Genomic DNA, 22010 nt, shown 5'->3' on the forward strand with positions numbered 1-22010 from the left:
AGTTACCCAATAGACGATATTTAGAGAATTCAATAAAATATACCAATTGGTATATTTTTATATATTTGCATTTCCATGCCTTCAAAATCACAAATAACAACGGAATATATCATTAAGACGGTATCACCGGTTTTTAATCGTAAGGGTTATTCAGGAACGAGTATAAGTGATATTACTGCAGCTACAGGTTTGACCAAAGGGGCGATTTATGGAAATTTCACGGATAAGAACGAATTGGCAGTTCGTGCATTTGTTTATAATGTGAAACTGGTTTCTGCCAAAATAGAAAAGGCTATTTCTTCTTCGGATAATAGTTTGGGGAAGCTCTATGCGATTTCTGATTTTTATAAAGATTATTACCAATTCACTTATGAATTTGGAGGATGTCCCATTTTGAATGTGGGTATAGATTCCAATCATCAGAATCCGGCTTTGTTGGAGAAAGTAAAAAAGGCCATACGTAATTTACAAAGTAATCTGGCGATCATTATTCAAGAAGGGATTAATGAAGGTGAAATCAAAAAGGACGTAGATCCTAAATTGTATGCGCGGAGAATATTTTCGATGGTGGAAGGGGGAATTTTTATGTCTACCGTTTTGAAAGATAAGACCTATATGGAAGATTTAACAGAGGCAATCACCAATCTGATCAATAAAGAGTTAAAGCGGTAAATTTTTTTAAACTAAAATATACCGATTGGTATAAAAACATGATAAGAGTAATAAGACAATATCACAAAACACTTTCTGCAGTGAGTCCCAATCTGGCGGCAAATTCAGCATTTGAATTATTTAAGAAAGTACGTAAGAAAGCTATTCGTGATCGTGAGAAGCCGTTTTTTGAACGTGCAAATCAATATGATTTAGAATTTCAAGGTAAGCAGATCCATTGCTACGAATTTGGAAATCCGGAAAATGATATCGTGATTTTACTTCATGGGTGGGATTCTAATTCAGGTTGTATGTATCGATTTGTAGATCCACTTTTAGAGAAAGGGAAGTACGTTTTAAGTTTTAATTTACCCGGGCATGCGTTTTATGAAGATTCGAAGACGAATTTACATGAGGCCAAACTGGCATTCCAGCACTTTATGAATTCACTACCAAAAGGAAAAAACATCTCCATCGTTTCGCATTCTTTTGGTTCAGCGGTAACTGCTTTTGGTTTGGCGAATATGGATTTGAAAGTAGATGAATTAGTGTTTTTAACTTCACCAAATGAGATGGAGGACATTTTTGTGGAATTCAAAAATATGATTGGTTTAAATGATAAGTCTTTTAACATTTTGAAAAATAAGGCCAACAAGATTTTGGGTGAACGTTTAGAAGATATTTCAGTTGCGAAGAAATTAGAAGCGGCCAAATTCGATCATCTGTACTTATTTCATGATCAATCAGATAAAGTTTTGCCATACGGAAACTCTTTAGCGATCCATGACCATATTTCGGATTCGACATTGTATAAATACGATCAAATTGGGCATTATAGAATGTTGTGGAATGAAGATTTGGTGAATGAGGTGATCTCTGTTTTGAAATAGATTAGATATTCACTCGATCAAGAATTCTTTTGATGTCTTTCCATTCCCAAATCAGGATGACACCTAGAAATGCCAGCAAGAAAGTTGTACTTGTGAGATAATGAAGTATTTCGCTATCTATAATAATCCATGTACTTAAATACCATAAACCGAAAGCGAGAACAGAGTATCCTAAAATCTTGAATAAATTGTAAGGGATTGGGAAGTAATGATTTCCCAATAGATAACTGGCCAAAGCCATAATTCCATAAGCACTAAATGTGGTCCATGCTGCTCCTACATATCCAATTTTAGGGATAAGATAAATATTCATTCCAATAGTAATCACAGCTCCCAAAATTGCGAGCCCAGCCCCATAGATCGTGCGGTGCGTCATTTTATACCAAACAGATAGATTATAGATCCACCCCAGGAATATGTTGGCAAACAATAGAATTGGTACAATCGATAGTCCTACCCAATAATCGGAATTACGAATTAGAATCTTGAATAAATCGAGATAGAGCATGACCATTAAAAAAATGGTAGTTACCACAATAGTGTACCATTTCATTACGTCCGCATATACTTTTCGGTCATTGCCTTCATAATCTTGCGCAAAGAAGAAAGGTTCCGCTGCGTATCTGAAAGCCTGAGTGAATAGTGTAATGAGTACTGCCAATTTATACACCGCTCCGTAAATACCTACTTGTGCCAATGCGGCTTGAGTTCCCATTTCGGGTTCTAGTAAGATTCTGATGAGTCTGCGATCTAATGTTTCATTAATGATTCCGGCAAACCCTGCAATAACCAGAGGGGAAGCGTACTTAAAGAGTTTTTTCATCAATGATGGATTGATCTGAAAACTAAAACCTTGATATGAAGGAGCTATAAGTATGAATTTAACAATGGCCTGAGCCAGATTTGCAATGAAAATGTATCCAACACCAATGTTAGGGTCAAAAACCGCATCGGTAATAAAATTACCTCCATTCCTATAAACAGTGATGCAATACCAAACAAAGAATAAGTTCAAACCAATGTTAACCCCTATACTGGCGAAGTTGATCAGGGCAAATTTTAAAGCTTTTTGTTGCGTCCGCAATTGGGCCAGTGGAATGACGGATAGCGCATCAAAACCTAATGTAAATCCCATCCAGATGACGTATTCCGGATGGTCAGCATATCTCACAGCTTCTGCCAGATCAGTAGTAAAAAAAACAGTGGTAAGGATAAAGAGAACAGAAGTTAATGTGACAAAAAATAAACTGGTCCTAAAAACTTCCTCAGGAGTATATTCTTTTTTATTGGTAAATCTGAAATACGCAGTTTCCATTCCCCAGGGTAAAATAACCGCAATGAACGCAACCAACGCATAAACATCATTGACTACCCCATATTCAGCGGGAACAAAGATGGAGGTATAAATGGGGAATAATAAATAATTTAAAAACCTGCCCAAAATACTAGGAAGTCCGTATATGGCAGTTTGCCCGGCAAGCTTCTTTAATTTACTCATTGAAGATGTGTCTATGATTCCAGTGGCGAAAAGTACGCATAACTCATGTTAAAATCGAATTTGATTTTTTAGAGTTTTCAATAGTTAGGGGTGAATCATTTATAACGTAGATTCTATACTATATTTTGCTAATCCCAAAGGTAAATCACCTTTTTCGTGAACGGCATTATCACGTAAAATTTGTAACTGCAGTTCTCCTTTGCCAGAAATGAGTTCAATTTCAAACCAAACAGGAGAGCCGTCTTCAAATTCAGTAAGCAACTCAGACTCCCAATTATAGGTGTTGATAGGGCCAACTGATTTCGTGCCGCCATTTTGCAATTTATACGATACTCTATAAGTTGGGATACCATTCCCCAGATTTACGATTTTATATTGAACCGTCCACATTGGAATGGGATCCTGTTTACAGGATGAAAGTCCAAATGCGATTAACACAAAAAAAAGTAATGCGGATTTACTCATTTTGCTAAGGTAAAGGAAGTTTGATTGTGGTCAAATCTTATTTTTGAAATATGAGTTTATCAATACAATCTGATGCGCATTTTATGAAGTTGGCTTTGGCCGAAGCTCAGAAGGCATTTGAAATGGATGAAGTGCCGGTCGGGGCTGTTATTGTGAGTAACGGAAGAGTGATTGCACGCGCACATAATATGACGGAACGCCTTAATGATGTGACAGCTCATGCCGAAATGCAGGCTTTTACTGCAGCATCAGAGGCTTTGGGTGGTAAGTATTTATTGGATTGTACTTTATATGTGACATTAGAACCTTGCGTTATGTGTGCTGGCGCATCTTTTTGGACACAAATTAGCCGTATAGTATATGCTGCTCCGGATGAGAAACGTGGGTTTAATCGAATAAAAACAGAGTTACTTCATCCGAAAACAAAAATAGAAGGTGGGTTAATGGCTGCAGAGAGTGCTGATTTGCTGAAAACTTTCTTTAAAGGAAAGCGATAAATTATTTTTGGTAAATCGTTTTCATTTGAATCATTGTAGCTATACTTAAAGCTCTTGTTTTAGCTTCACGTGCGTGGTCACCGATAAATAAATCGTCTACAGTTTCATTGAATAGCTTTAGCCAGGTTTCAAACATGTTCTTGGTAAATGGGAACTTAAAATGAAGTTGTTTGTGTACGGCCATTGGATTTCCTTGATAACCAGGATTTTTTAAAATAATAGCTTCCCAGAAATCATACATTTTAGGTAAATGAGCTTCCCAATCCAGTTTTGCTACACCGTTAAACATATGGTCTAACTCTGGATCCTGTTGAACCCTTTCATAGAATGAATTTACCATTAGGATTATATCCTCTCTGGACGTGATATCTTTTTTCATGCTTAGTTTAATAATTGGTATACCTGTCCGGCAATTTCAAGTTCTTCGTTAGTTGGAGTAATCAGAATTTTCACTTTGGATTCAGGTGTTTGAATTTCTCGGATTCCTTTAACTCTGAGATTATTCTTTGTATGATCTATGTGGATACCGAGATGACCCATTTCTGCACATACCATCTTTCTAATGAGCGCGCTATTTTCACCTACACCAGCGGTAAACACGATTCCGTGAATAGGTCCTATTGCTGCGATATATGCTCCAATGTATTTTTTAATTCTGTATGTATAGACATCCAAAGCAAGTTGAGAAAGTGCATCACCATTCTCAGCTTTTTCAGTAATATTTCTAAGATCATTCTCTCCGGCAAGGCCCTTCATTCCGCTTTCTTTGTTCAGCAGATTTTTTACTTTTTGAATAGAGTATCCTTTTTCTTCTTCTAAATAAAAGATAATCCCCGGGTCTAAATCACCTACACGAGTACCCATAACCAATCCGGCCAGTGGAGTCATGCCCAATGAAGTATCAATAGACTTTCCGTTTTTTACTGCAGCCATACTGGCACCGTTTCCCAAATGAATGGTGATGAGGTTTACCTGGTTTACATCGATTCCAAGATGCTCAGCAGATACTCTGGTAACATATCGGTGTGATGTACCATGGAATCCATAGACACGAATTCCATAATCATTATACAAATATTGTGGAATGGCATAATGATAGGCTTTTGGAGGCAATGTATGATGAAACGCGGTGTCAAATACTGCTATTTGTTTGGCGTCTGGAAAAACAGATTCGGCTACTTCTATTCCTTCGTAATTTGGTGGATTATGCAGTGGTGCGAGTCCAAAAAGTTCCTTGATTTTAAGTTTGACCTGCGCATCAATGATCGTTGTTTTTTGGAATGTTTCTCCCCCATGAACCACACGATGTCCTATGCTTTCAACTTCTCTGGTATCTGAAATCAACTTGTAAGTTGGATCCAGTAACCAATCCGAAACGAGTTTTAATCCGGTTTGATGATTGGCAATGACACGCTCTTCTTTTTTTTCCTGATCTTGAGTAGACATCTGAATGACGCCATTTTTTTCACCGATTCGTTCAACCAGGCCTACAGCTAATTGTGTACCTGAAGGCATATCGATCAATGCGAATTTAATAGAAGAACTACCTGTATTGATAACTAGTGTTTTCATGATTTTAATTTACAGATTGAATTGCGGTGATGGTAACTGTGTTGACAATATCATCTACCAAACATCCACGACTTAAATCATTTACAGGCTTTTTGAGCCCCTGTAGAACAGGTCCAACGGCTAGAGCTCCGGTTTCTCTTTGAACAGCTTTGTAAGTGTTGTTTCCGGTATTTAAATCCGGGAATACCAGTACCGTGGCTTGTCCCGCAACCGGAGAGTTTGGTAGTTTCTTTTGACCAACAGCCAAATCTACTGCAGCATCATATTGAATCGGACCTTCGACCAAAATGTCCGGACGAAGTTTTTTAACTATTTCTGTAGCCTCACGTACTTTTTCTACATCAGCACCTTTTCCGGAAGACCCGGAAGAATACGACAACATGGCTACTTTAGGTTCAATACCAAATCGTTTGCTGGTGTCTGCAGATGAAATAGCAATTTCAGCAAGCTGCTGGGCATTTGGATCCGGATTAATTGCGCAATCACCATAAGCGACTACACGATCTTCCAGAAGCATAAAGAATACTGAAGATACGGTTTGTGAACCCTCAGAAGTTTTAATAATCTGTAATGCCGGTCGAATGGTATGTTGTGTGGTATGCGCTGCTCCGGAAACCATTCCATGTGCATCTCCGTGATGTACCATCATTGTACCGAAATAGGAAACATCGGTTAGTGCATCCATGGCCATATCCATATTCACACCTTTATGCTGTCTCAAATTGAAATATTCCTGAGCGTATTTTGCACGTAGAGGTGAGGTTTGAGGATTTATAATTTCCAGTTGCTCATAATCAATACTGATGTTATTTTGATGGGCTAGTGATTTTACCATAGCCTCATCACCAAGTAGAACCAAATCGACTAAATTCTGACTTTGCAGGATCTCAATTGCCTGTAGAATTCGAATGTCATTTCCTTCCGGAAGTACAATTTTACGTCTATTATTCCCTGCGATTTTTCTAAGATGATATAAGAACATCTTAGGGGTCATACCCTTGGATTTTAATCCAGCAAGTTTCTTAAAGAATTTAGATGCCTCTACATATTTATCAAAAAGATCTAGGCTTAAAGCGATTTTTTGTGTGTCTTTTTGATGAATGCTGGATTTTACCTGCTCCGCTTTCACAGATGTTTCAAATGTGAAGCTATCAACGGATAATACAGGGATTTTTTGTGGAAGTCCATCGATTACTTCAAGTGTTTCGTCTGAAGGTAACATTCCACCAGTCAGAACTATTCCAGAGACATTAGGTCTTTTGTTAGACATGCTGGCTTGCATCGCTCCAACTAAAATATCGGTTCGATCCCCGGGAGTGATCGCCAAACTTTTTTCGGTCATGAGTTTAAAGTAGTTATTTAAACGCATGGCCACAGTTTGAAAATCGTATACCAGATTATCCAGATGTTCATGACCGAACAGAACCTTTGCATTCAGTTGTTCTGCAATTTCTCGAACGGACGGACTACTTAAAATTTTATTCGTTGGAATTGCAGATAGCTCTCCCGCGTGTTCCGGAAGTTCTTTGCGAAGTTTACTTAATAATTCTGTCCTACGCTCCGGTTGAACTTTATTAATGATGGTGCCTAAAATTTTACAATTGTGGTCCTGGTATGATTGGATGGCCCATTGAATTGGGGTAAGAATATCATCAATATCACGCCCAAGTCCCTGACCTAATACCAAAACAGGTAAATCGAGGTTTTTTGCGATCAGGGCATTGAGGTCCAATTCAAACTCTGAACCATCACCAATATAATCTGTTCCCTCACAAATAACAAAGTCGTAAGCTTCCTCGAGTTGCTTGTATTTATTGATAACCTGTTCAATAAACTGGTCAAATTTGTTATGAGCCAGTAAATTAAGTGCCTCAGTACGTTCCATAGCATAAGTGCTCTCGTATGGCTGATCCAGGTTATGGTGATTTAATATAAGTTCAATGTTATGGTCTTTACATCCAACTTGTGTATCACGAATAATGGGCCTAAACAGTGCGACTTTTTTAGTATGACGAAGGGCCACCTCAAAACAGCCCAAAGCAATTAGAGTCTTTCCTGAATATGGCTCTGATGATGAGATATATAAAGAACGTGCCATGACATGAAATTTTAGAGCAAAGTTAGGCTATTATTGGATTTACTGGTGTTTAAAAACATGAAGTTTGAAGGCTGAGGACTTGATATATATCAGTGTTTTTGTGCAATTATTTTACACAAAAAAAGCTTCTGGTTATTAGAAGCTTTTTTTAATGATTAAAAGAATGAAATCTATATGTAGCTTAATCGAATCATATTACTCATGCCCTTACTTTTGATTGGCATACTGGCAATATTTACAACTAAATCATCCTCTTCCAATTGGCCTGTAGCTCTAAGTTTGGCTTTAATATCTTCAATGGTTTCATCGGTACTAACAAATTTATCGTAGAAGAAAGTACGTGTGCCCCAAACCAAACTCATCATCTTTAAAAGTCTACGGTTTCCGGTAAATACATAAACTCCGGCTTTTGGTCTGAAGCTGGAAACCTTGAGTGCGGTGTAACCGGAAAAAGTCATGGTGACGATCGCTTTAGCCGAAACCTTCTCCGCGAGGTCCAATGCTCCAAAACAAATATTGTCTGAAATGTATCTTTTGGTGTTAATTAATGGCTGGAAATCTGCGTTATAGATCCCATCAAATGTTTCAGTTTGCTTAATGATTCGAGTCATGACTTTAATTACGTCTACCGGATGCTCCCCAACTGAAGTTTCACCGCTAAGCATAACCGCATCGGCTCCGTCCATAACCGCATTGGCCACGTCATTTACTTCTGCACGTGATGGAGTGATACTATCGATCATAGATTCCATCATTTGCGTAGCGATAATAACAGGTTTGGCCATCTGTTGGCATTTTAGGACGATTTCTTTTTGAAGCAATGGAACTTCTTCTAAAGGAACTTCCACACCCAAATCTCCGCGTGCAACCATAACGGCATCCGTCACTTCAATAATATCATCCAGATTTTTAATCGCCTCAGGCTTTTCAATTTTAGCTATAATTCTGGAGTCTTTTTCTTTGCCAGTGATGATTTCACGAAGCTCTATAATGTCTTTAGCTTCACGTACGAATGACAACCCTATCCAGTGAATGTTTTGTTCCAAAGCGAATTCCAGATCTTTAAGATCTTTTTCGGTTAAACTTGGCATAGATATTTTGGTATCCGGAAGATTAACTCCTTTTCTGGAATGTAGAGGACCGCCATAAACCACTTCTAGAAGTGCTTCATCCATGCCATTAGACTCAACAACTTTGAATACCAGTTTTCCATCATCTACCAGTATTTTGTCTCCTATTTCGACATCTTTAGGAAAAGATTCATAGTTAATATGAACTTTATCAATATCACCTAAATAGGGTTTGGTGGTGAAAGTCATTTGATGACCTTGCTCCAACATGATAGGTTCGGAATATAAATTCCCAATTCGGATTTTGGGACCTTGAAGATCACCAAGAATTCCAGTATGTGTATTGAGTTCGTGATCTAGTTCACGAATTGTTTTGATTGTTTCAATTAGGTCTTGATGTACGGCATGTGAGAAATTAATTCTACATACATTCACTCCTTCCAGTATCAGTTGTTTGATTGTTTCTCTGGAAGATGTAGCCGGACCTAAAGTGGCAACAATTTTAGTTCTTTTGGGAGCGTTCATTATGTAAGTTTTGTTTTGACTTTATCTAAAGTCACAGGGAAAGCAGTCAGTACACTTTCTATTTGTTTGATCTTTTTTAGTGCATCTTCAAAATCCAATTCTTCGTAAAACCCTGTAACCACCATGAAGTAGTCAATTTGCTTTTGTGTGGGAACCAACAGAGATTTTTCTCCATGATTGCTAATTAAATGAAGTGTGAATTTTTCCGATGGATTGGTCCAGTTAAAGTATGCATGTCCATCCAGTTCCTGGATGAAGTAAATATTATCCGGATACTCTTGGGTTGCTTGTAGTTCACATTTTAAAGCACGATTAATTTCCCAAGCAAATTTGATGCTTTTTTGGTGACAACTGATCGCAATAACAAAAGCATCAGCATCGGAATCTATTTTAAGGCGCTTTAAAGCCATATGAACTCAATTAACCGGACTAAATTAAGGAAAAACGATCCTGAAAGCTTCACATTTTTTGTTAAGGAATTAAAGGGTTAATGTTAAAAAGTGTGCTTATGATTCAATTTGTTTTAGAGCTTCAGCAGCAGCTTTTTGCTCTGCCTTCTTTTTAGATGCTCCAAGAGCGCTTGCAATTTCGTTACCATCAAAAATCACCTTGCTTTGAAATGATTGTGGTTCTTCTCTTTGGAAAATGGAAGTGTGAAAGTGTACTTTGACTTTGTTTTTTTGAGCTTTTTCAATCACACGACTCTTAGGATCAGGTTCTTGCGTTAAAATTGTATTGAAGTCAACATGTGGAGCAAGAATCTGATTACGAATAAACTTATTCGTGGCTTTAAATCCTTTATCCAGGTAATAGGCTCCGATAACTGCTTCTAAGGCATTTCCACTCAAAGATGTTTCTTTGATTTCACGTCCCATCTGTACTTCAATAAGTCGGTCTAATTGAAGTGCAATGCCCAGATTATTTAGACTGGAACGACTCACAATTCTGGAGCGAATTTGTGTTAAAAAACCTTCTTTTCCTTGTGGAAACTTCTCATATAAAACTTCTGCAACCACAGAGTCTAATATAGAATCTCCCAGAAATTCCAGACGTTCATTGTTTTGAAATGAACTTTCGTAAACGGATTTATGTCGTAAAGCCTGAAGATATAACTCAGGCTTTGATGTCCGAATACCTAAAGATTTTAATAATGTACGGAGATGGGGATTTTCCTTCTCAAGAATAGCAGTCTTCCTGTTAAAGAAGCCAAACACAAATATTAACCTTTGTATTTTCTAAATAATACAGAAGCGTTGTGTCCACCAAAACCAAAAGTGTTGCTTAAGGCTGCATTTACTGTACGTTTTACTGATGAACCGAAAGTTAAATTCAAGTCAGAATCAATATTTTCATCATCTGTAAAGTGATTGATCGTTGGTGGGATCTCATCATTATGTACAGCTAGAATTGTAGCGATAGACTCAACTGCACCAGCAGCTCCAAGTAAGTGACCTGTCATTGATTTTGTAGAACTAATATTAAGCTTGTAAGCATGTTCTCCAAATACAGATTTGATTGCTTTAATTTCAGCAATATCGCCTAGAGGTGTTGATGTTCCATGAACGTTGATATAATCTACGTCTGTAGGTACTGCATCGTTAAAATCAGATAGTGTCTGCTTCATCACGTTAATGGCGCCCAACCCTTCTGGGTGAGGAGCAGTAATGTGATGTGCATCAGCAGTCATTCCACCACCAATTAACTCTGCATAAATCTTCGCACCACGCGCTAGAGCGTGATCTAATTCCTCAATAATTACGGCACCACTACCTTCACCCATAACGAAACCATCACGGTCTGCATCAAATGGACGAGAAGCTGTTTCAGGAGAATCATTTCTTAAAGAAAGCGCTTGCATAGCGTTAAATCCTCCAATTCCCGATTCTGTAATTGCCGCTTCAGCACCACCAGTTACCATTACGTCAGCTTTACCCAATCTAATAAGGTTAAAGGCATCAATCATAGCATGTGTAGAAGAAGCACAAGCAGAAACGGTTGCATAATTCGCTCCTCTAAAGCCATACTTGATAGAAATCTGGCCAGCAGCGATATCTGCAATCATTTTAGGAATAAAAAATGGATTTAGTTTTGGTTTAAAATCGGTCTTAGCCAAACCAACAACTTCATCCTGATAAGTTTCGATTCCACCAATACCTGAGGCAAAGATGACCCCAACTCGATCTAAATCGAGTTTTTCCGGGTCTAAATTTGCATCTTTAATGGCTTCATCCGAAGAGATATGAGCGAATTTGGCATACTTATCCATTCGTCTACCTTCTCTTCGATCAAAATATCCATCTACGTCAAAGTCTTTGACTTCACACGCAAATTTCGTTTTGAAATGCTCCGTGTCAAAATGGGTGATCAAAGCTCCACCACTTTTACCGGCAACTAATGCATTCCAATATTCAGGTACATTATTACCAATAGGGGTGATTGCCCCTAGTCCAGTTACAACTACTCGTTTTAACTCCATCTCAACAGGGATTAGATAAAAAAATTATTTGTTATCTGTAATGTAAGTTACAGCATCTCCAACGGTTGCAATATTTTCTGCTTGATCGTCTGGGATAGCGATTTCAAATTCTTTTTCAAACTCCATAATTAATTCAACTGTGTCTAGTGAGTCTGCACCTAGATCGTTAGTAAATGAAGATTCTAGTGTTACTTCACTTTCGTCAACTCCTAATTTGTCAACGATAATAGCTATTACTTTTTCTTTAACTTCTGACATCTCTGTAAGATATTTAATGTTAATTTATAATCGCGGCAAAGAAAAATAAAAGATGAGTGTTAAACAAGTTTTTACAATTTGTTTCAATAGTATGCGATAATGTCGTTTTTGTCCTTTCTTTTTAGGTCGGGAACCTTCACGTTATCAAGGGGTAAGCCAACAGGTATGAGTAGGTATGGTTGTTCGTTTTCCGGACGATTTAGAATCTTTTTTAAAAATCTCATCGGACTTGGCGTGTGTGTGAGGGCAAATAATCCTGCATTATGGATTGCTGAAATCAGAAATCCTACAGCAATCCCGACAGATTCATTTACATAATAATTATTGAGTTTTTGATTATCCTCTCCAAACTCATAGGAATGCTTCATTACTATAATAAGGTATGGTGCGATATCAATAAACTCTTTAATGTGATTTGTATCGAATTGCTTTAAATCTTCAAGCCATTCTTCACTCATTCTACGCGTATAGTTCTCGTATTCTTCTTTTTCTGCTGCTTCTCTGATTTTGCTTTTTATTTCCGAATCTGAAACGATACAAAATGTCCATGGCTGTTTATGTGCACCAGAAGGAGCAGTAGAAGCGGTTTGAATGATATTTTCTAAAATTTCAATTGGAAAAGTCTGATCCGAAAATTCACGTAAAGATCTTCTTTTGTCCATGTGTTCGTAGAAGTCTTTACTGCGTTGTAGCATTTCATCAGTAGGATAGGTAGTTGGATGATAAGGAATGAAATTTTCGGAATGACTCATATTTTATTTCTGTTTTTGTTTTTCTGCTTCTTTAAGTAAAGCTTCTTCTTTTGTAAGAATGACTATCACACTATCATAAAGTTCCTGCATTTTCTTAGGGGAATCTTCATAATATTCAAATGATGTTTTGAACTGAGGAAGCGTTACATTATGAGCGTTAAATATAACATTATAGTTTTGAAGTACAAGTTCCGAATTGTCTTTACCTCTAATACTAAGTCTTCTTTGAAAACGGGCCTCAACTTTACAGATGTCAGCCAGAACCTCGATCATTTGAGGTTCTGGAATTAAATCTTCTGGTTTCTTGTTGTTTTCATCATTAATACAAGAAGATATTAATGATGTGATTAGAAGGCCTAAAAATAAAATGAGTTTGTTATTCATGATTATCTATCAAATTCAAGTCTTTGACCTTGTTTGGAATCATCTATTGTGCCATTGTTATAAGCCATATGTCCATTCACAAATGTTTTTTCGACTTGAGTTCTAAACGTGGTCCCTTCAAATGGCGACCAGCCACATTTATATAATATGTTGCTTTTGTCAACGGTCCAGGGTTTATCCGGATTGATTAAAACCAGGTCTGCAAAGTATCCTTCTCTAATGAATCCTCTGCTTTTAATGCTGAAGAGCTTGGCTGGATTATGGCACGCTTTTTCAACGGTTTTGGTAATGTCAAGAACACCATCTAAATGGAATTCCATTAATGCTGTAAGTGAATGTTGAACCAATGGGCCACCAGAAGGGGTTTTGGTATAAACTCCTGTTTTTTCTTCCAGTGTATGTGGTGCATGATCAGTTGCAATGATATCTAATACGTCATTATTCAAGGCATCAATTAATGCTTGTCTGTCTTCTTCATCTTTTACCGCAGGATTCCATTTGATAAAAGCTCCTTTGGTTTTATAATCATCTCGATTGAACCATAAATGATGTGTGCATGCTTCTGCAGTGATTCTTTTATCCAAAAGTTTGCCTTGTTCAATCAGTTCTAATTCCTTTTTAGTAGAAAGGTGCATGATGTGAAGTTGAGAACCATTTTCTTTGGCTAAACGAACCGCTTTACTGGATGATTTGTAACAGGCTTCATGACTACGAATATCTGCGTGATGTTCGTAAGGAATATCATCACCGAATTTCTCAACGTATTTCTGCTGGTTTTCTTTTATGGTGTCATCATCTTCACAGTGCGTAGCAATAAGAACCGGTGAGTCCCTGAATACATTATCTAAAGAGTTGTCATTATCTACAACCATATCACCCGTTGATGATCCCATAAATATTTTGATTCCGCAGATTCTAGATGGATCAATACTTCTAATCTCATTGATGTTACTATTTGTAACACCTAAATAGAACGAGTAATTTCCTAATGAAGTTTTTGCAGCGATATCGTATTTCTTTTCCAGTTCTTCGATGGTTACCGCTTGAGGAACTGTATTAGGCATTTCCATAAAAGTGGTAATTCCACCTGCCACTGCAGCAGTTGATTCTGATTGGATATCTCCTTTGTGTGTCAATCCTGGCTCTCTAAAATGTACCTGATCATCAATTAATCCCGGAATTAGGAATTTATTTTGAGCATCAATGACATGGTCGGCTGATGGGAGTTCAGAAGTTTCTGTACCTACTTTAGAGATGATTTCATTCTCAATAAGAACAAATCCATTAAAAATTTCGCCTTCATTTACAATACGGGCGTTTTTGATTAATGTGCGCATATAGTTTTATTTATGGTGTACAAAAATAAAACAACTATGGTCACACTATCTTTGGATAAGAGGACTATTCATTATTGTTTAACAAATTGGCCGGTACTTAATTCTTGATGGTTATTTAGTAATTGGAATATGTATGTTCCTGCGCTTAGATTAGAGACATCAATTTTCCATAAGAATGAGCTATTTATGTTGTTGTAGTTTCTTTTTAGTATGATTTGGCCACTTGTATTCATAATTATTAACTGAACATTTTTTAGTTCCGCATGCGCTCCATAAAATGAAATTTCATTAGACACTGGATTTGGGAAATAAGAAATATTCAGCTTATTTGATATTTCAGGAGTAGATAAAGGCCAAAGTTCCACGGTGATGTCGGCAGTGTCCTTACATCCGTTTTGATCAATTAAAATAGCTTGTAAATATCCTGTAGGATTGGTTCCCCAATTTACTGTGATTTGATTATTATAGTTAGTAGCAATTGTTCCTCCGGTAACATTCCAACTATAAAATGCTCCATTTTGAGCATTTAAATTATAGGCTGCAACTGTATTTTGTGAAGAAATAATAGGACCAGAAATATTTCCAATCACAGGATTTGAGTGAACATCTACATTGTAAGACATATTTCCGGAACAACCTACTGTTGTGGTATAAGTAATGGTATGTGTACCAACACCAGCAGCATTAGGATTGAAAATACTATCCGTCATTCCCGCAGTTCCCGAAAAAGTTCCTCCAGCAGGATTTCCAATTAAAATAACACTTGAATCATTCAAACAATAAGAAGAGGAAATGTTCACTATTTGAGGAGAGCCGTCATGAATAGTTGCGACTTGTACAGCAGAGTCAGCACAACCGTTATTAGAAACCGTATATGTAATATTTACATTACCGATTCCATTTACTGTGGGGTCTAATATATTATTATTTACACCAATTCCGGAATACGTTCCACCGGTGGGTGATCCTCCGGTTAAAGTTACAGGACCTCCTGTTAGACATATAGATGGGATTGGAGAGAAGCTTACTGTTGGAGGTGCATTTACTGTGAATATAGCATTTCCTGGTATTGCACAAGGATTGTTTGTATCAAAATACGTTATTGTATAAGTTCCTGGTCCAGCAGCTGCCGGATCAAAAGTATTCCCATTTACTACTCCTGTTCCTGAATAAAAACCTCCTGCAGGAAATCCACTAGAAATGGTGAAAGGAGAATCTCCACTACAAACGGTGGTATCAGAAAGTGAATAAAGAACACTATTTACTACATTGATTTGACTGGAATCTGTAGCTGAACACGAGTTGTTATCTGTAAATGAATAATAAATAGTGTGGCTACCTAATCCCGCACTAGTGGCGTTAAAGGTAGACCCAGTTACAAACGACCCTGAATAGGTGCCTCCAGTAGGTGATCCTCCGGTAAGTTGTACGGCACTTGAAATTTGACATACATCATTAAATGTACCTAGCGAAACATTAGGTAATGGATTCACAGTGATTGTAGAATTTGCAGCAGAAATACATAATCCGCCTGGTCCAAAATAGGTAATGGTATGTGTACCTGCACCAGCTAATGCCGGATTAAATGTTCCTGCTAAAGTGTCTACTCCGGGTCCTGCATAATTCCCCATGATTGGAGACCCTCCGGTTAAAGCAAATGTTGGAGCATCTATACAGACATCATTAAAAGCACCCAATGAAGCTGCTGCTCCTGCAATGACAGTCAGATTTGAGGTTGCCGAACCACTACATCCGCTTGGGTCTGTATATATATATGTAATAGTATGTGTGCCCATTCCGGCAATAGCTGGATCAAATATGTTGTTGGATACCCCAGGTCCGGAATATGTTCCTCCTGAAGGTTGTCCTCCTCCTAATGTAAACGCTGCGCTATTGCTACATATAGATGCAGGTAAAGCAGGCAATGTTACAGTTGGTGGGTTGGTTACCGTAATATTTTGAGAGCTTGATCCGGAGCAAGTTCCGGAAGTTACAGTATAAGTTAAAGTATGTGTCCCTAGCCCTGCAACAGCTGGATCAAATACACCATTGGTTACACCAGGACCTGTCCATACACCTCCAGAAGGAGAGCCTCCGGTTATGGTTAATGCCATTCCGCTCACACAAATATCATTAAGCGGTTGAGTCGTTGGACTTGGAACAGGAGTAACAGTGATATAGTTGGTTTGCGTAATACTATCTGAGCCATTTACGTTCGTTGCTTTAAGTTTTACCGCATAAGTACCTGGAGTATTATACACAATTGCAGGGTTTGCATTTGTTGCACTCGAAGGAGTCCCTCCGGTAAAAGTCCATTCTAAACTAGTTGGGTTTCCAGTAGATGCGTCACTGAAAAATACGGTATCACCAATGCAAATATTGGTTGGTGTACCAGTAAATGCAGCTGTTGGAGCCGGAGATACCGGGTTTAATTGAATCCCTGAAATAATAAGAGAATAATTTTGAGAGGCAGCCAGTGACCCTTTATGAGAGATAGAAAAAGTATAGGCACCGGCAATTGGCGCATCAAAAACTACCTTTTCCACGTTGTCTTTAGTGTTATCTGCTTTTACTGCTGCGTTTGAAGGCATTGCAGAATTTAAAGTCCATGGCATTTTTATAGTTCCTGAAGGTCCGGTGATTCTTAAATCCAAATCATTAACTAACATTGAGGTGGTAGGGTCTAATGATGGTGCTACCGGAGTTCCGGCAGGATCATTCCACACGATGGTTGCTTCGATATCTTGTAGTCCGTTTGAATAATAGGTGAAAGTTGCGGTTCCGTTATTAGACAATGATGACTCAATGATTCTGTTGGTGAGCGTATCAGCAATAAGATCTGCAGCACCTTTAGCATTTAATAACCCCCAACCAAAAGAAAAATCAGGTCCGGGATTGGTGCCAGCTTCATTAGCAGTATGAATTACCAAAGCCTTTAGAGTTGATGCTTTCATGAAGGTGCTGTTAGAGTCATTATACATCTCTTGAAGTAATGCTAAAGAACCTGTGGCATTTGGAGCGGACATTGAAGTTCCGCTACTGGAATAATAATCTGTAGTATTATCCGCTCCCGTAGAATACAATGAAACCCCATTTGCTACGATATCTGGCTTAATACGTCCATCGTCTGTTGGACCCCAGCCACTAAAACTCGACATTACTACATCACTCGCTTGAGAATATCCACTTGGAATATCATTTACAGCACCTACCGTTAAAATATTTTTGGCATTTCCATTAGAAGAAATACAATCATAACCATCAACTCCTCCGTCCTGAGGACGTGATACCGTTGAGGTCACCCATCCGTTAAGGTTGTCAAATATTTCATGTGATGTTACTGAACTTGGTGGAAGATCATTTCTATCATTACCAGCGGATTTCACAATAAGATAATCAGGAGCAGCATTAGCAATTTGATCCCAACTTTGAGCTCTGAAAGTATAGAATCCGAATTGGTAATCTTCTGTACCACTAATAGTGGTGTCGCCATACCATCTCCAGGTACCGTTATTCATTTCTCTCCATCCGGTTATGGTACCATAGGAATGGTTAGAGATAATTCCGGTAGCTGAGAATGTAGTCATTTCACTGGCGTCACTATAGAAATCATGTGCGCGAACAGTAGCAGCTGTCGCCATTCCTTTTGCATTTGCAACAACACCTGATGCGATCATAGTTCCACAAACATGTGTCGCATGGTCACTATTACTGGACGGATTATCTACTTGTGTTACTCGTCCGGTTAGTTCTTGATGGGTGCCCAGGACTGATCCCCCATCCCATTCTCCGATAATCATCCCGTTACCCGTTAATCCGTATCCATTTGTGGCTCCGGCAATGATGAGATTCGTTCCAACTGTGGCTGCAGCATTGGTATTATCTGTAGAATAGAATATTGGAAATCCGGTTGGTGTAAATCCTACCAAACCAATGATGTGTCCATTGCCATCAATTTCGAGAATTTGTGCCTGACCTTTTTGTTGTAAAACAGCCGCTTTTGTACTATCCTGAATCTCTTGTGATCTGAATTGTTGAAATAGTCGAAGCAGTTCTTTTTGATCAGAAATGTTTTTTTGCTGAGCAAAAGAGAAAAAAGGAATGACAATACATAAAGTGGTAAGAAATCTAATCATGTTGTTATGTTTAGGATAGACATCAGTCGCAAATATAACTGATTTGATTTTGAATAAATTATATTAAAGTGCTAGAGGCTTTAACTAATAGGGCATAAAATGCAAAAAGCCCCTATGTTTTGAGACATAAAGGCTTTATAGCATGACGATTCCTAAACCGATGTGAAAGTACACATTTGTTTGGTTCGCAAAACACGGGAATTAAAAAAGTAATTAACAACTTGTGAATAACTCTATTTGAAAGTGAGTGAATTACAGCTCTTTCTCTACCAGGGCTGCGATTTCTACAAGGTCATTATACCAGTCAGGACCATACTTTCGTATGAGTGGTTCTTTAAGAAAGCGATATACAGGAACACTAAGTTCTTTACCAAGTGTACATGCCTCGCTACAGATATCCCATTCATCATAATTGATCGCATCAAATTCTCGATATGATTTAATTCGAATCGGGTATAAATGACATGAGATGGGTTTGGGCCAATCAATTAATCCATCATTATAAGCTTTTTCGATTCCGCATAAAGCCATTCCATCATCTCCAAAAATAACATAGGCACATTCTGCATTGTTAATTAATGGAGTTTCGTACTCATTGTCTTTTTGATCGAAAACTGAAGTGCCTTGTTGTTCAATCGCTTCAACACCCTCAGGTCTTAAGTAGGGTTTTACCTTATCGTAAACCTCTTCCAGAATTTGTTTTTCTTGATCTTCTAAAGGAGCCCCAGCATCACCAGCAATGCAACATTCTCCTTTACATGCCGAAAGATTACAAACGAATTCTTTTTGGAAAACATTTCTAGATACAATCGTTTTACCTACTTCGATCATCATGAATTATTTGAGTGCAAATATCCTTTTTTTGAATTCATGACCAATCAAATCCTTATTAATTTCTATTATTGTTTCAAGCGCACAAATTGATTGATACTTGAAAAAAACTTACTACATACTATCGATATTTTTATTGATTGGGCTTGAGTTGTTTGCCCAAAATGAAAAGCTTGACTCGCTTCATAATAAGGCCGAAGAATATAATTTAAAAGGAAGTTATGCGGAGCTGTTTTTAACATACGATGCTCTAAGAAATGAGTACGTTAATTTAAAAGATACGAATGAGATTGTTGCTACCATTTTGAATATGGCTGATGCGAGTAGAGGTGGAGGAAGTCATTCTGAAGCTTTAAAAGTGCTGGATAATCTGGAAAGCTCGGATTATCACTTAACGGTTTTAGATCAGATAGAAATGGATTTGATTCGAGGGTCCATTCATTATGAATTACACCATAGAGATAAGGCTATTCATTGGGCTCAGGAAGGTTTGAGACTTAGCTTGCAAGAGAATGAACAAGGAAACTTAGCACTTTTGTATAACCTTTTAGGAGCGTGTTATGTTGAGGTAGATACAGATTCTGCATTAAAGTATTTAGATGCTTCGGTAGAAATATTTTTGATGGAAGAAGATAGTGCAGGAGTGATATTGCCGAGAATTAATATGGCTCGTTTATATATGGAGCGAGGCGAACAAGAGATGGCGGTTAAAATGTTGCTATCATCACTTGAAATATTAGATCAATACGAAGTGGCTATTTATAGAAAAATGGCCTATGATTTTTTGGCTATTCTATACATTGAAATGAAGGATTATGAGAATGGGATTAAATACATGAAGCTTAGGGATAGTGTTAATTACATGATTAATAATAGTCAAATCAAATTTAGAATTACGCAGTTTCAGGATGAGCTAGAGCGTCAGAGAGCGGAGAGCGATTTGATGACTTTACAGGCCAAAGTGGAAATAGCAGAGGTAAAGAATAATCGTGATAGTATTATTATCACCTTAGGATTGGTATTGGTGGTTGTATTGGGGATGTTCCTATTTTTTACTGTTCGAAACAATAAGCGTATCCGGGTATTAAATACAGAATTGAAACAAAAGGCTGATGAGTTAGAGCGATTGAATGGCTTTAAGAATAGGGTGTTATCGGTTATAAGTCATGATATGCGATCTCCATTAGCACAAGTGATCACTTTTCAGCAAGCTAAGAATTCAGGTGTAAGTTTTGATGAAGAAGAGATTGCTGAAATGGATAAAACTATATTAGCAAGTGTGCAAAATGGTTTGTTGATATTGGATAATCTTTTGAAATGGGCGAACAGCCAATTTAATGGAATGTCTATTGATTTAGTAAGTTTTGATTCTTTTCATTCCATATCTGTAATACTGAATCAAGTAAGTCAATTAGCTAAAGAGAAGCATTTGAGCTTGACCACTTATGCAGATCATATTGATGTGGAAACGGATGAGGCATTGTTTCAGATTGTGATTAGAAATATTGTAAGTAATGCCATTAAATTTAGTCCATTGGGTTCTGAAATAGAAGTGAGAACTGAATTATTGGATGGTTTTTTCAAAGTTAAAATTCGTGACCAGGGTTCGGGTATTTCCCAATCCGTATTGGATAGTTTAGAAATAGGAAAGGATATTAAAGCTGAATTGGGAAGTTTGGGAGAGAAAGGCGCTGGAATCGGGTTGACACTTTCCATTGAATTCGCAAAGTTGATTCGGGGGACACTAGCATTTAAAAATTTGGAAGGAAAGGGTACAGAGGTGGTGTTTACCATACCCCAAAAACTTAAAGACTCCTAGAAGTGATATCTGACAGCGAGCAGGATGTCAATGCCATTACTATTGATTTGATTGAAGTTTGAGTTCAAATACTCGAAATAGTAAGGCAAGTTTTGTTTAGGTTTAATATTAAATCGTTCTATTCTATACCGAATTCCTGCTTTGAAGTTAAAGTTGTTGACGACATAAGTTGCTCCAAATCCAGCTTGAATTCCAGTGGTTCCGGCATAATTAATCCTATGTGTTTCGTTATTCAATTTGATAATTAAATCATTTGGAATAGAATAAAGAAGACCTGCATTAAAGTCTAAAAGAAATGTGGGGTTGACTTCAACAAAGTATTTACCATTTAAATGAAAATTAAAACGATTGAAAGAATACCCTTGTTCCTGAATTTGTCCGGAGTATTGCGTGTTGTAAAATTCCTTATTAATAGTATAGGAAAGAGACGTTTCAAGATATACCAAATTTGTGAGTTTTAAACCCAGCCCAACTTCCGGACTAAATCCTTTTCCCAATTCAATTTGTAAAGACTTCGTGCCGTCCGATAAAGAGTTATTCAAAACAGTATTATAGGTGTAGCTATTCATTCCCATACCAAAACCAATTTTGGTAACGGCATAAAACTCACTTGTGCCAAATTGAGCAAAGACCCAAAGTGGTAAACCGAATAGAACAGATGTAATAACCCTTTTCATTTTTAAGAATCGAACATGCAAAGATAAGGATGTAAAAAATCGATTAAAATGAAAAGCACCTACTTTTTAACAGT

At 37.5% G+C, this 22010-nt stretch carries 20 protein-coding genes; 4 read left to right on the top strand and 16 right to left on the bottom strand.

The window, feature by feature from the left end; genetic code table 11:
• Positions 1-75: 75 nt before the first annotated feature.
• Positions 76-672, top strand: a complete 597-nt coding sequence (locus KFE94_08220) for a TetR/AcrR family transcriptional regulator (GenBank protein UTW68086.1) — start codon at positions 76-78, stop codon at positions 670-672.
• A gap of 38 nt (positions 673-710) precedes the next feature.
• A complete protein-coding gene (locus KFE94_08225) occupies positions 711-1541 on the top strand; it encodes a hypothetical protein (GenBank protein UTW68087.1) in 831 nt (276 codons plus the stop codon).
• A gap of 1 nt (position 1542) precedes the next feature.
• On the opposite strand, the gene KFE94_08230 is transcribed toward KFE94_08225, so the two are convergent.
• Both KFE94_08230 and KFE94_08235 read right to left on the bottom strand, forming a co-directional pair.
• Complete coding sequence (locus KFE94_08230) at positions 1543-3039, bottom strand: oligosaccharide flippase family protein (protein ID UTW68088.1); 1497 nt, start codon at positions 3037-3039, stop codon at positions 1543-1545.
• Between the two features lie 99 nt (positions 3040-3138).
• A complete protein-coding gene (locus tag KFE94_08235; protein UTW68089.1) occupies positions 3139-3504 on the bottom strand; it encodes a hypothetical protein in 366 nt (121 codons plus the stop codon).
• 50 nt (positions 3505-3554) lie between these two features.
• Here KFE94_08235 and KFE94_08240 point away from each other — a divergent pair, with 50 nt between their 5' ends.
• A complete protein-coding gene (locus tag KFE94_08240) occupies positions 3555-4001 on the top strand; it encodes a nucleoside deaminase (protein ID UTW68090.1) in 447 nt (148 codons plus the stop codon).
• Position 4002: 1 nt separating this feature from the next.
• On the opposite strand, the gene KFE94_08245 is transcribed toward KFE94_08240, so the two are convergent.
• From KFE94_08245 to KFE94_08305, 13 genes are all read right to left on the bottom strand, one after another.
• Positions 4003-4380: a group III truncated hemoglobin gene (locus KFE94_08245; GenBank protein UTW68091.1), complete on the bottom strand. Its 378-nt coding sequence runs from the start codon at positions 4378-4380 to the stop codon at positions 4003-4005.
• 2 nt (positions 4381-4382) lie between these two features.
• Positions 4383-5573, bottom strand: a complete 1191-nt coding sequence (locus KFE94_08250) for an acetate kinase (protein UTW68092.1) — start codon at positions 5571-5573, stop codon at positions 4383-4385.
• A 4-nt stretch (positions 5574-5577) separates the two neighbouring features.
• Positions 5578-7671, bottom strand: coding sequence for a phosphate acetyltransferase (gene pta / locus KFE94_08255; GenBank protein UTW68093.1), 2094 nt, complete (start codon positions 7669-7671; stop codon positions 5578-5580).
• Between the two features lie 170 nt (positions 7672-7841).
• A complete protein-coding gene (pyk, locus tag KFE94_08260; protein UTW68094.1) occupies positions 7842-9266 on the bottom strand; it encodes a pyruvate kinase in 1425 nt (474 codons plus the stop codon).
• Positions 9266-9676, bottom strand: coding sequence for an IPExxxVDY family protein (locus KFE94_08265; GenBank protein UTW68095.1), 411 nt, complete (start codon positions 9674-9676; stop codon positions 9266-9268). Before KFE94_08265 ends, pyk begins: the two co-directional genes overlap by 1 nt.
• Positions 9677-9772: 96 nt before the next feature.
• The gene (rnc, locus tag KFE94_08270) at positions 9773-10480 is read right to left on the bottom strand and encodes a ribonuclease III (protein UTW68096.1); all 708 of its coding nucleotides are present in this window, start codon (positions 10478-10480) and stop codon (positions 9773-9775) included.
• Positions 10481-10485: 5 nt separating this feature from the next.
• Positions 10486-11742 (bottom strand): beta-ketoacyl-ACP synthase II, encoded by a 1257-nt coding sequence (gene fabF, locus KFE94_08275; GenBank protein UTW68097.1) that lies wholly within the window; start codon positions 11740-11742, stop codon positions 10486-10488.
• A 24-nt stretch (positions 11743-11766) separates the two neighbouring features.
• A complete protein-coding gene (locus tag KFE94_08280) occupies positions 11767-12000 on the bottom strand; it encodes an acyl carrier protein (protein ID UTW68098.1) in 234 nt (77 codons plus the stop codon).
• 83 nt (positions 12001-12083) lie between these two features.
• Positions 12084-12752, bottom strand: a complete 669-nt coding sequence (locus KFE94_08285; GenBank protein UTW68099.1) for a nitroreductase family protein — start codon at positions 12750-12752, stop codon at positions 12084-12086.
• Between the two features lie 3 nt (positions 12753-12755).
• Complete coding sequence (locus KFE94_08290) at positions 12756-13136, bottom strand: DUF4296 domain-containing protein (GenBank protein UTW68100.1); 381 nt, start codon at positions 13134-13136, stop codon at positions 12756-12758.
• Positions 13137-13138: 2 nt separating this feature from the next.
• Complete coding sequence (locus tag KFE94_08295; protein ID UTW68101.1) at positions 13139-14473, bottom strand: dihydroorotase; 1335 nt, start codon at positions 14471-14473, stop codon at positions 13139-13141.
• 71 nt (positions 14474-14544) lie between these two features.
• Positions 14545-18609 (bottom strand): S8 family serine peptidase, encoded by a 4065-nt coding sequence (locus KFE94_08300; protein ID UTW68102.1) that lies wholly within the window; start codon positions 18607-18609, stop codon positions 14545-14547.
• A 252-nt stretch (positions 18610-18861) separates the two neighbouring features.
• Complete coding sequence (locus KFE94_08305; GenBank protein ID UTW68237.1) at positions 18862-19440, bottom strand: DUF3109 family protein; 579 nt, start codon at positions 19438-19440, stop codon at positions 18862-18864.
• Positions 19441-19540: 100 nt separating this feature from the next.
• Here KFE94_08305 and KFE94_08310 point away from each other — a divergent pair, with 100 nt between their 5' ends.
• Positions 19541-21259: a tetratricopeptide repeat-containing sensor histidine kinase gene (locus KFE94_08310; GenBank protein ID UTW68103.1), complete on the top strand. Its 1719-nt coding sequence runs from the start codon at positions 19541-19543 to the stop codon at positions 21257-21259.
• Here KFE94_08310 and KFE94_08315 read toward each other — a convergent pair.
• Positions 21256-21936, bottom strand: a complete 681-nt coding sequence (locus KFE94_08315; GenBank protein ID UTW68104.1) for an outer membrane beta-barrel protein — start codon at positions 21934-21936, stop codon at positions 21256-21258. The two genes, KFE94_08310 and KFE94_08315, sit on opposite strands and share 4 nt — an antisense overlap.
• Between the last annotated feature and the right edge of the window lie 74 nt (positions 21937-22010).

This window comes from bacterium SCSIO 12643 (genome assembly GCA_024398135.1).
In the GTDB taxonomy this organism is placed as follows: Bacteria; Bacteroidota; Bacteroidia; order Flavobacteriales_G; family Salibacteraceae; genus CAJXZP01.

Bases quoted from the DNA above. Each gene is read 5' to 3' on its own strand.
- KFE94_08220 (UTW68086.1), top strand. From the start codon at position 76: ATGCCTTCAAAATCACAAATAACAACGGAATATATCATTAAGACGGTA.
- KFE94_08225 (UTW68087.1), top strand. From the start codon at position 711: ATGATAAGAGTAATAAGACAATATCACAAAACACTTTCTGCAGTGAGT.
- KFE94_08230 (UTW68088.1), bottom strand. From the start codon at position 3,039: ATGAGTAAATTAAAGAAGCTTGCCGGGCAAACTGCCATATACGGACTT.
- KFE94_08235 (UTW68089.1), bottom strand. From the start codon at position 3,504: ATGAGTAAATCCGCATTACTTTTTTTTGTGTTAATCGCATTTGGACTT.
- KFE94_08240 (UTW68090.1), top strand. From the start codon at position 3,555: ATGAGTTTATCAATACAATCTGATGCGCATTTTATGAAGTTGGCTTTG.
- KFE94_08245 (UTW68091.1), bottom strand. From the start codon at position 4,380: ATGAAAAAAGATATCACGTCCAGAGAGGATATAATCCTAATGGTAAAT.
- KFE94_08250 (UTW68092.1), bottom strand. From the start codon at position 5,573: ATGAAAACACTAGTTATCAATACAGGTAGTTCTTCTATTAAATTCGCA.
- pta (UTW68093.1), bottom strand. From the start codon at position 7,671: ATGGCACGTTCTTTATATATCTCATCATCAGAGCCATATTCAGGAAAG.
- pyk (UTW68094.1), bottom strand. From the start codon at position 9,266: ATGAACGCTCCCAAAAGAACTAAAATTGTTGCCACTTTAGGTCCGGCT.
- KFE94_08265 (UTW68095.1), bottom strand. From the start codon at position 9,676: ATGGCTTTAAAGCGCCTTAAAATAGATTCCGATGCTGATGCTTTTGTT.
- fabF (UTW68097.1), bottom strand. From the start codon at position 11,742: ATGGAGTTAAAACGAGTAGTTGTAACTGGACTAGGGGCAATCACCCCT.
- KFE94_08280 (UTW68098.1), bottom strand. From the start codon at position 12,000: ATGTCAGAAGTTAAAGAAAAAGTAATAGCTATTATCGTTGACAAATTA.
- KFE94_08285 (UTW68099.1), bottom strand. From the start codon at position 12,752: ATGAGTCATTCCGAAAATTTCATTCCTTATCATCCAACTACCTATCCT.
- KFE94_08290 (UTW68100.1), bottom strand. From the start codon at position 13,136: ATGAATAACAAACTCATTTTATTTTTAGGCCTTCTAATCACATCATTA.
- KFE94_08295 (UTW68101.1), bottom strand. From the start codon at position 14,473: ATGCGCACATTAATCAAAAACGCCCGTATTGTAAATGAAGGCGAAATT.
- KFE94_08300 (UTW68102.1), bottom strand. From the start codon at position 18,609: ATGATTAGATTTCTTACCACTTTATGTATTGTCATTCCTTTTTTCTCT.
- KFE94_08305 (UTW68237.1), bottom strand. From the start codon at position 19,440: ATGATCGAAGTAGGTAAAACGATTGTATCTAGAAATGTTTTCCAAAAA.
- KFE94_08315 (UTW68104.1), bottom strand. From the start codon at position 21,936: ATGAAAAGGGTTATTACATCTGTTCTATTCGGTTTACCACTTTGGGTC.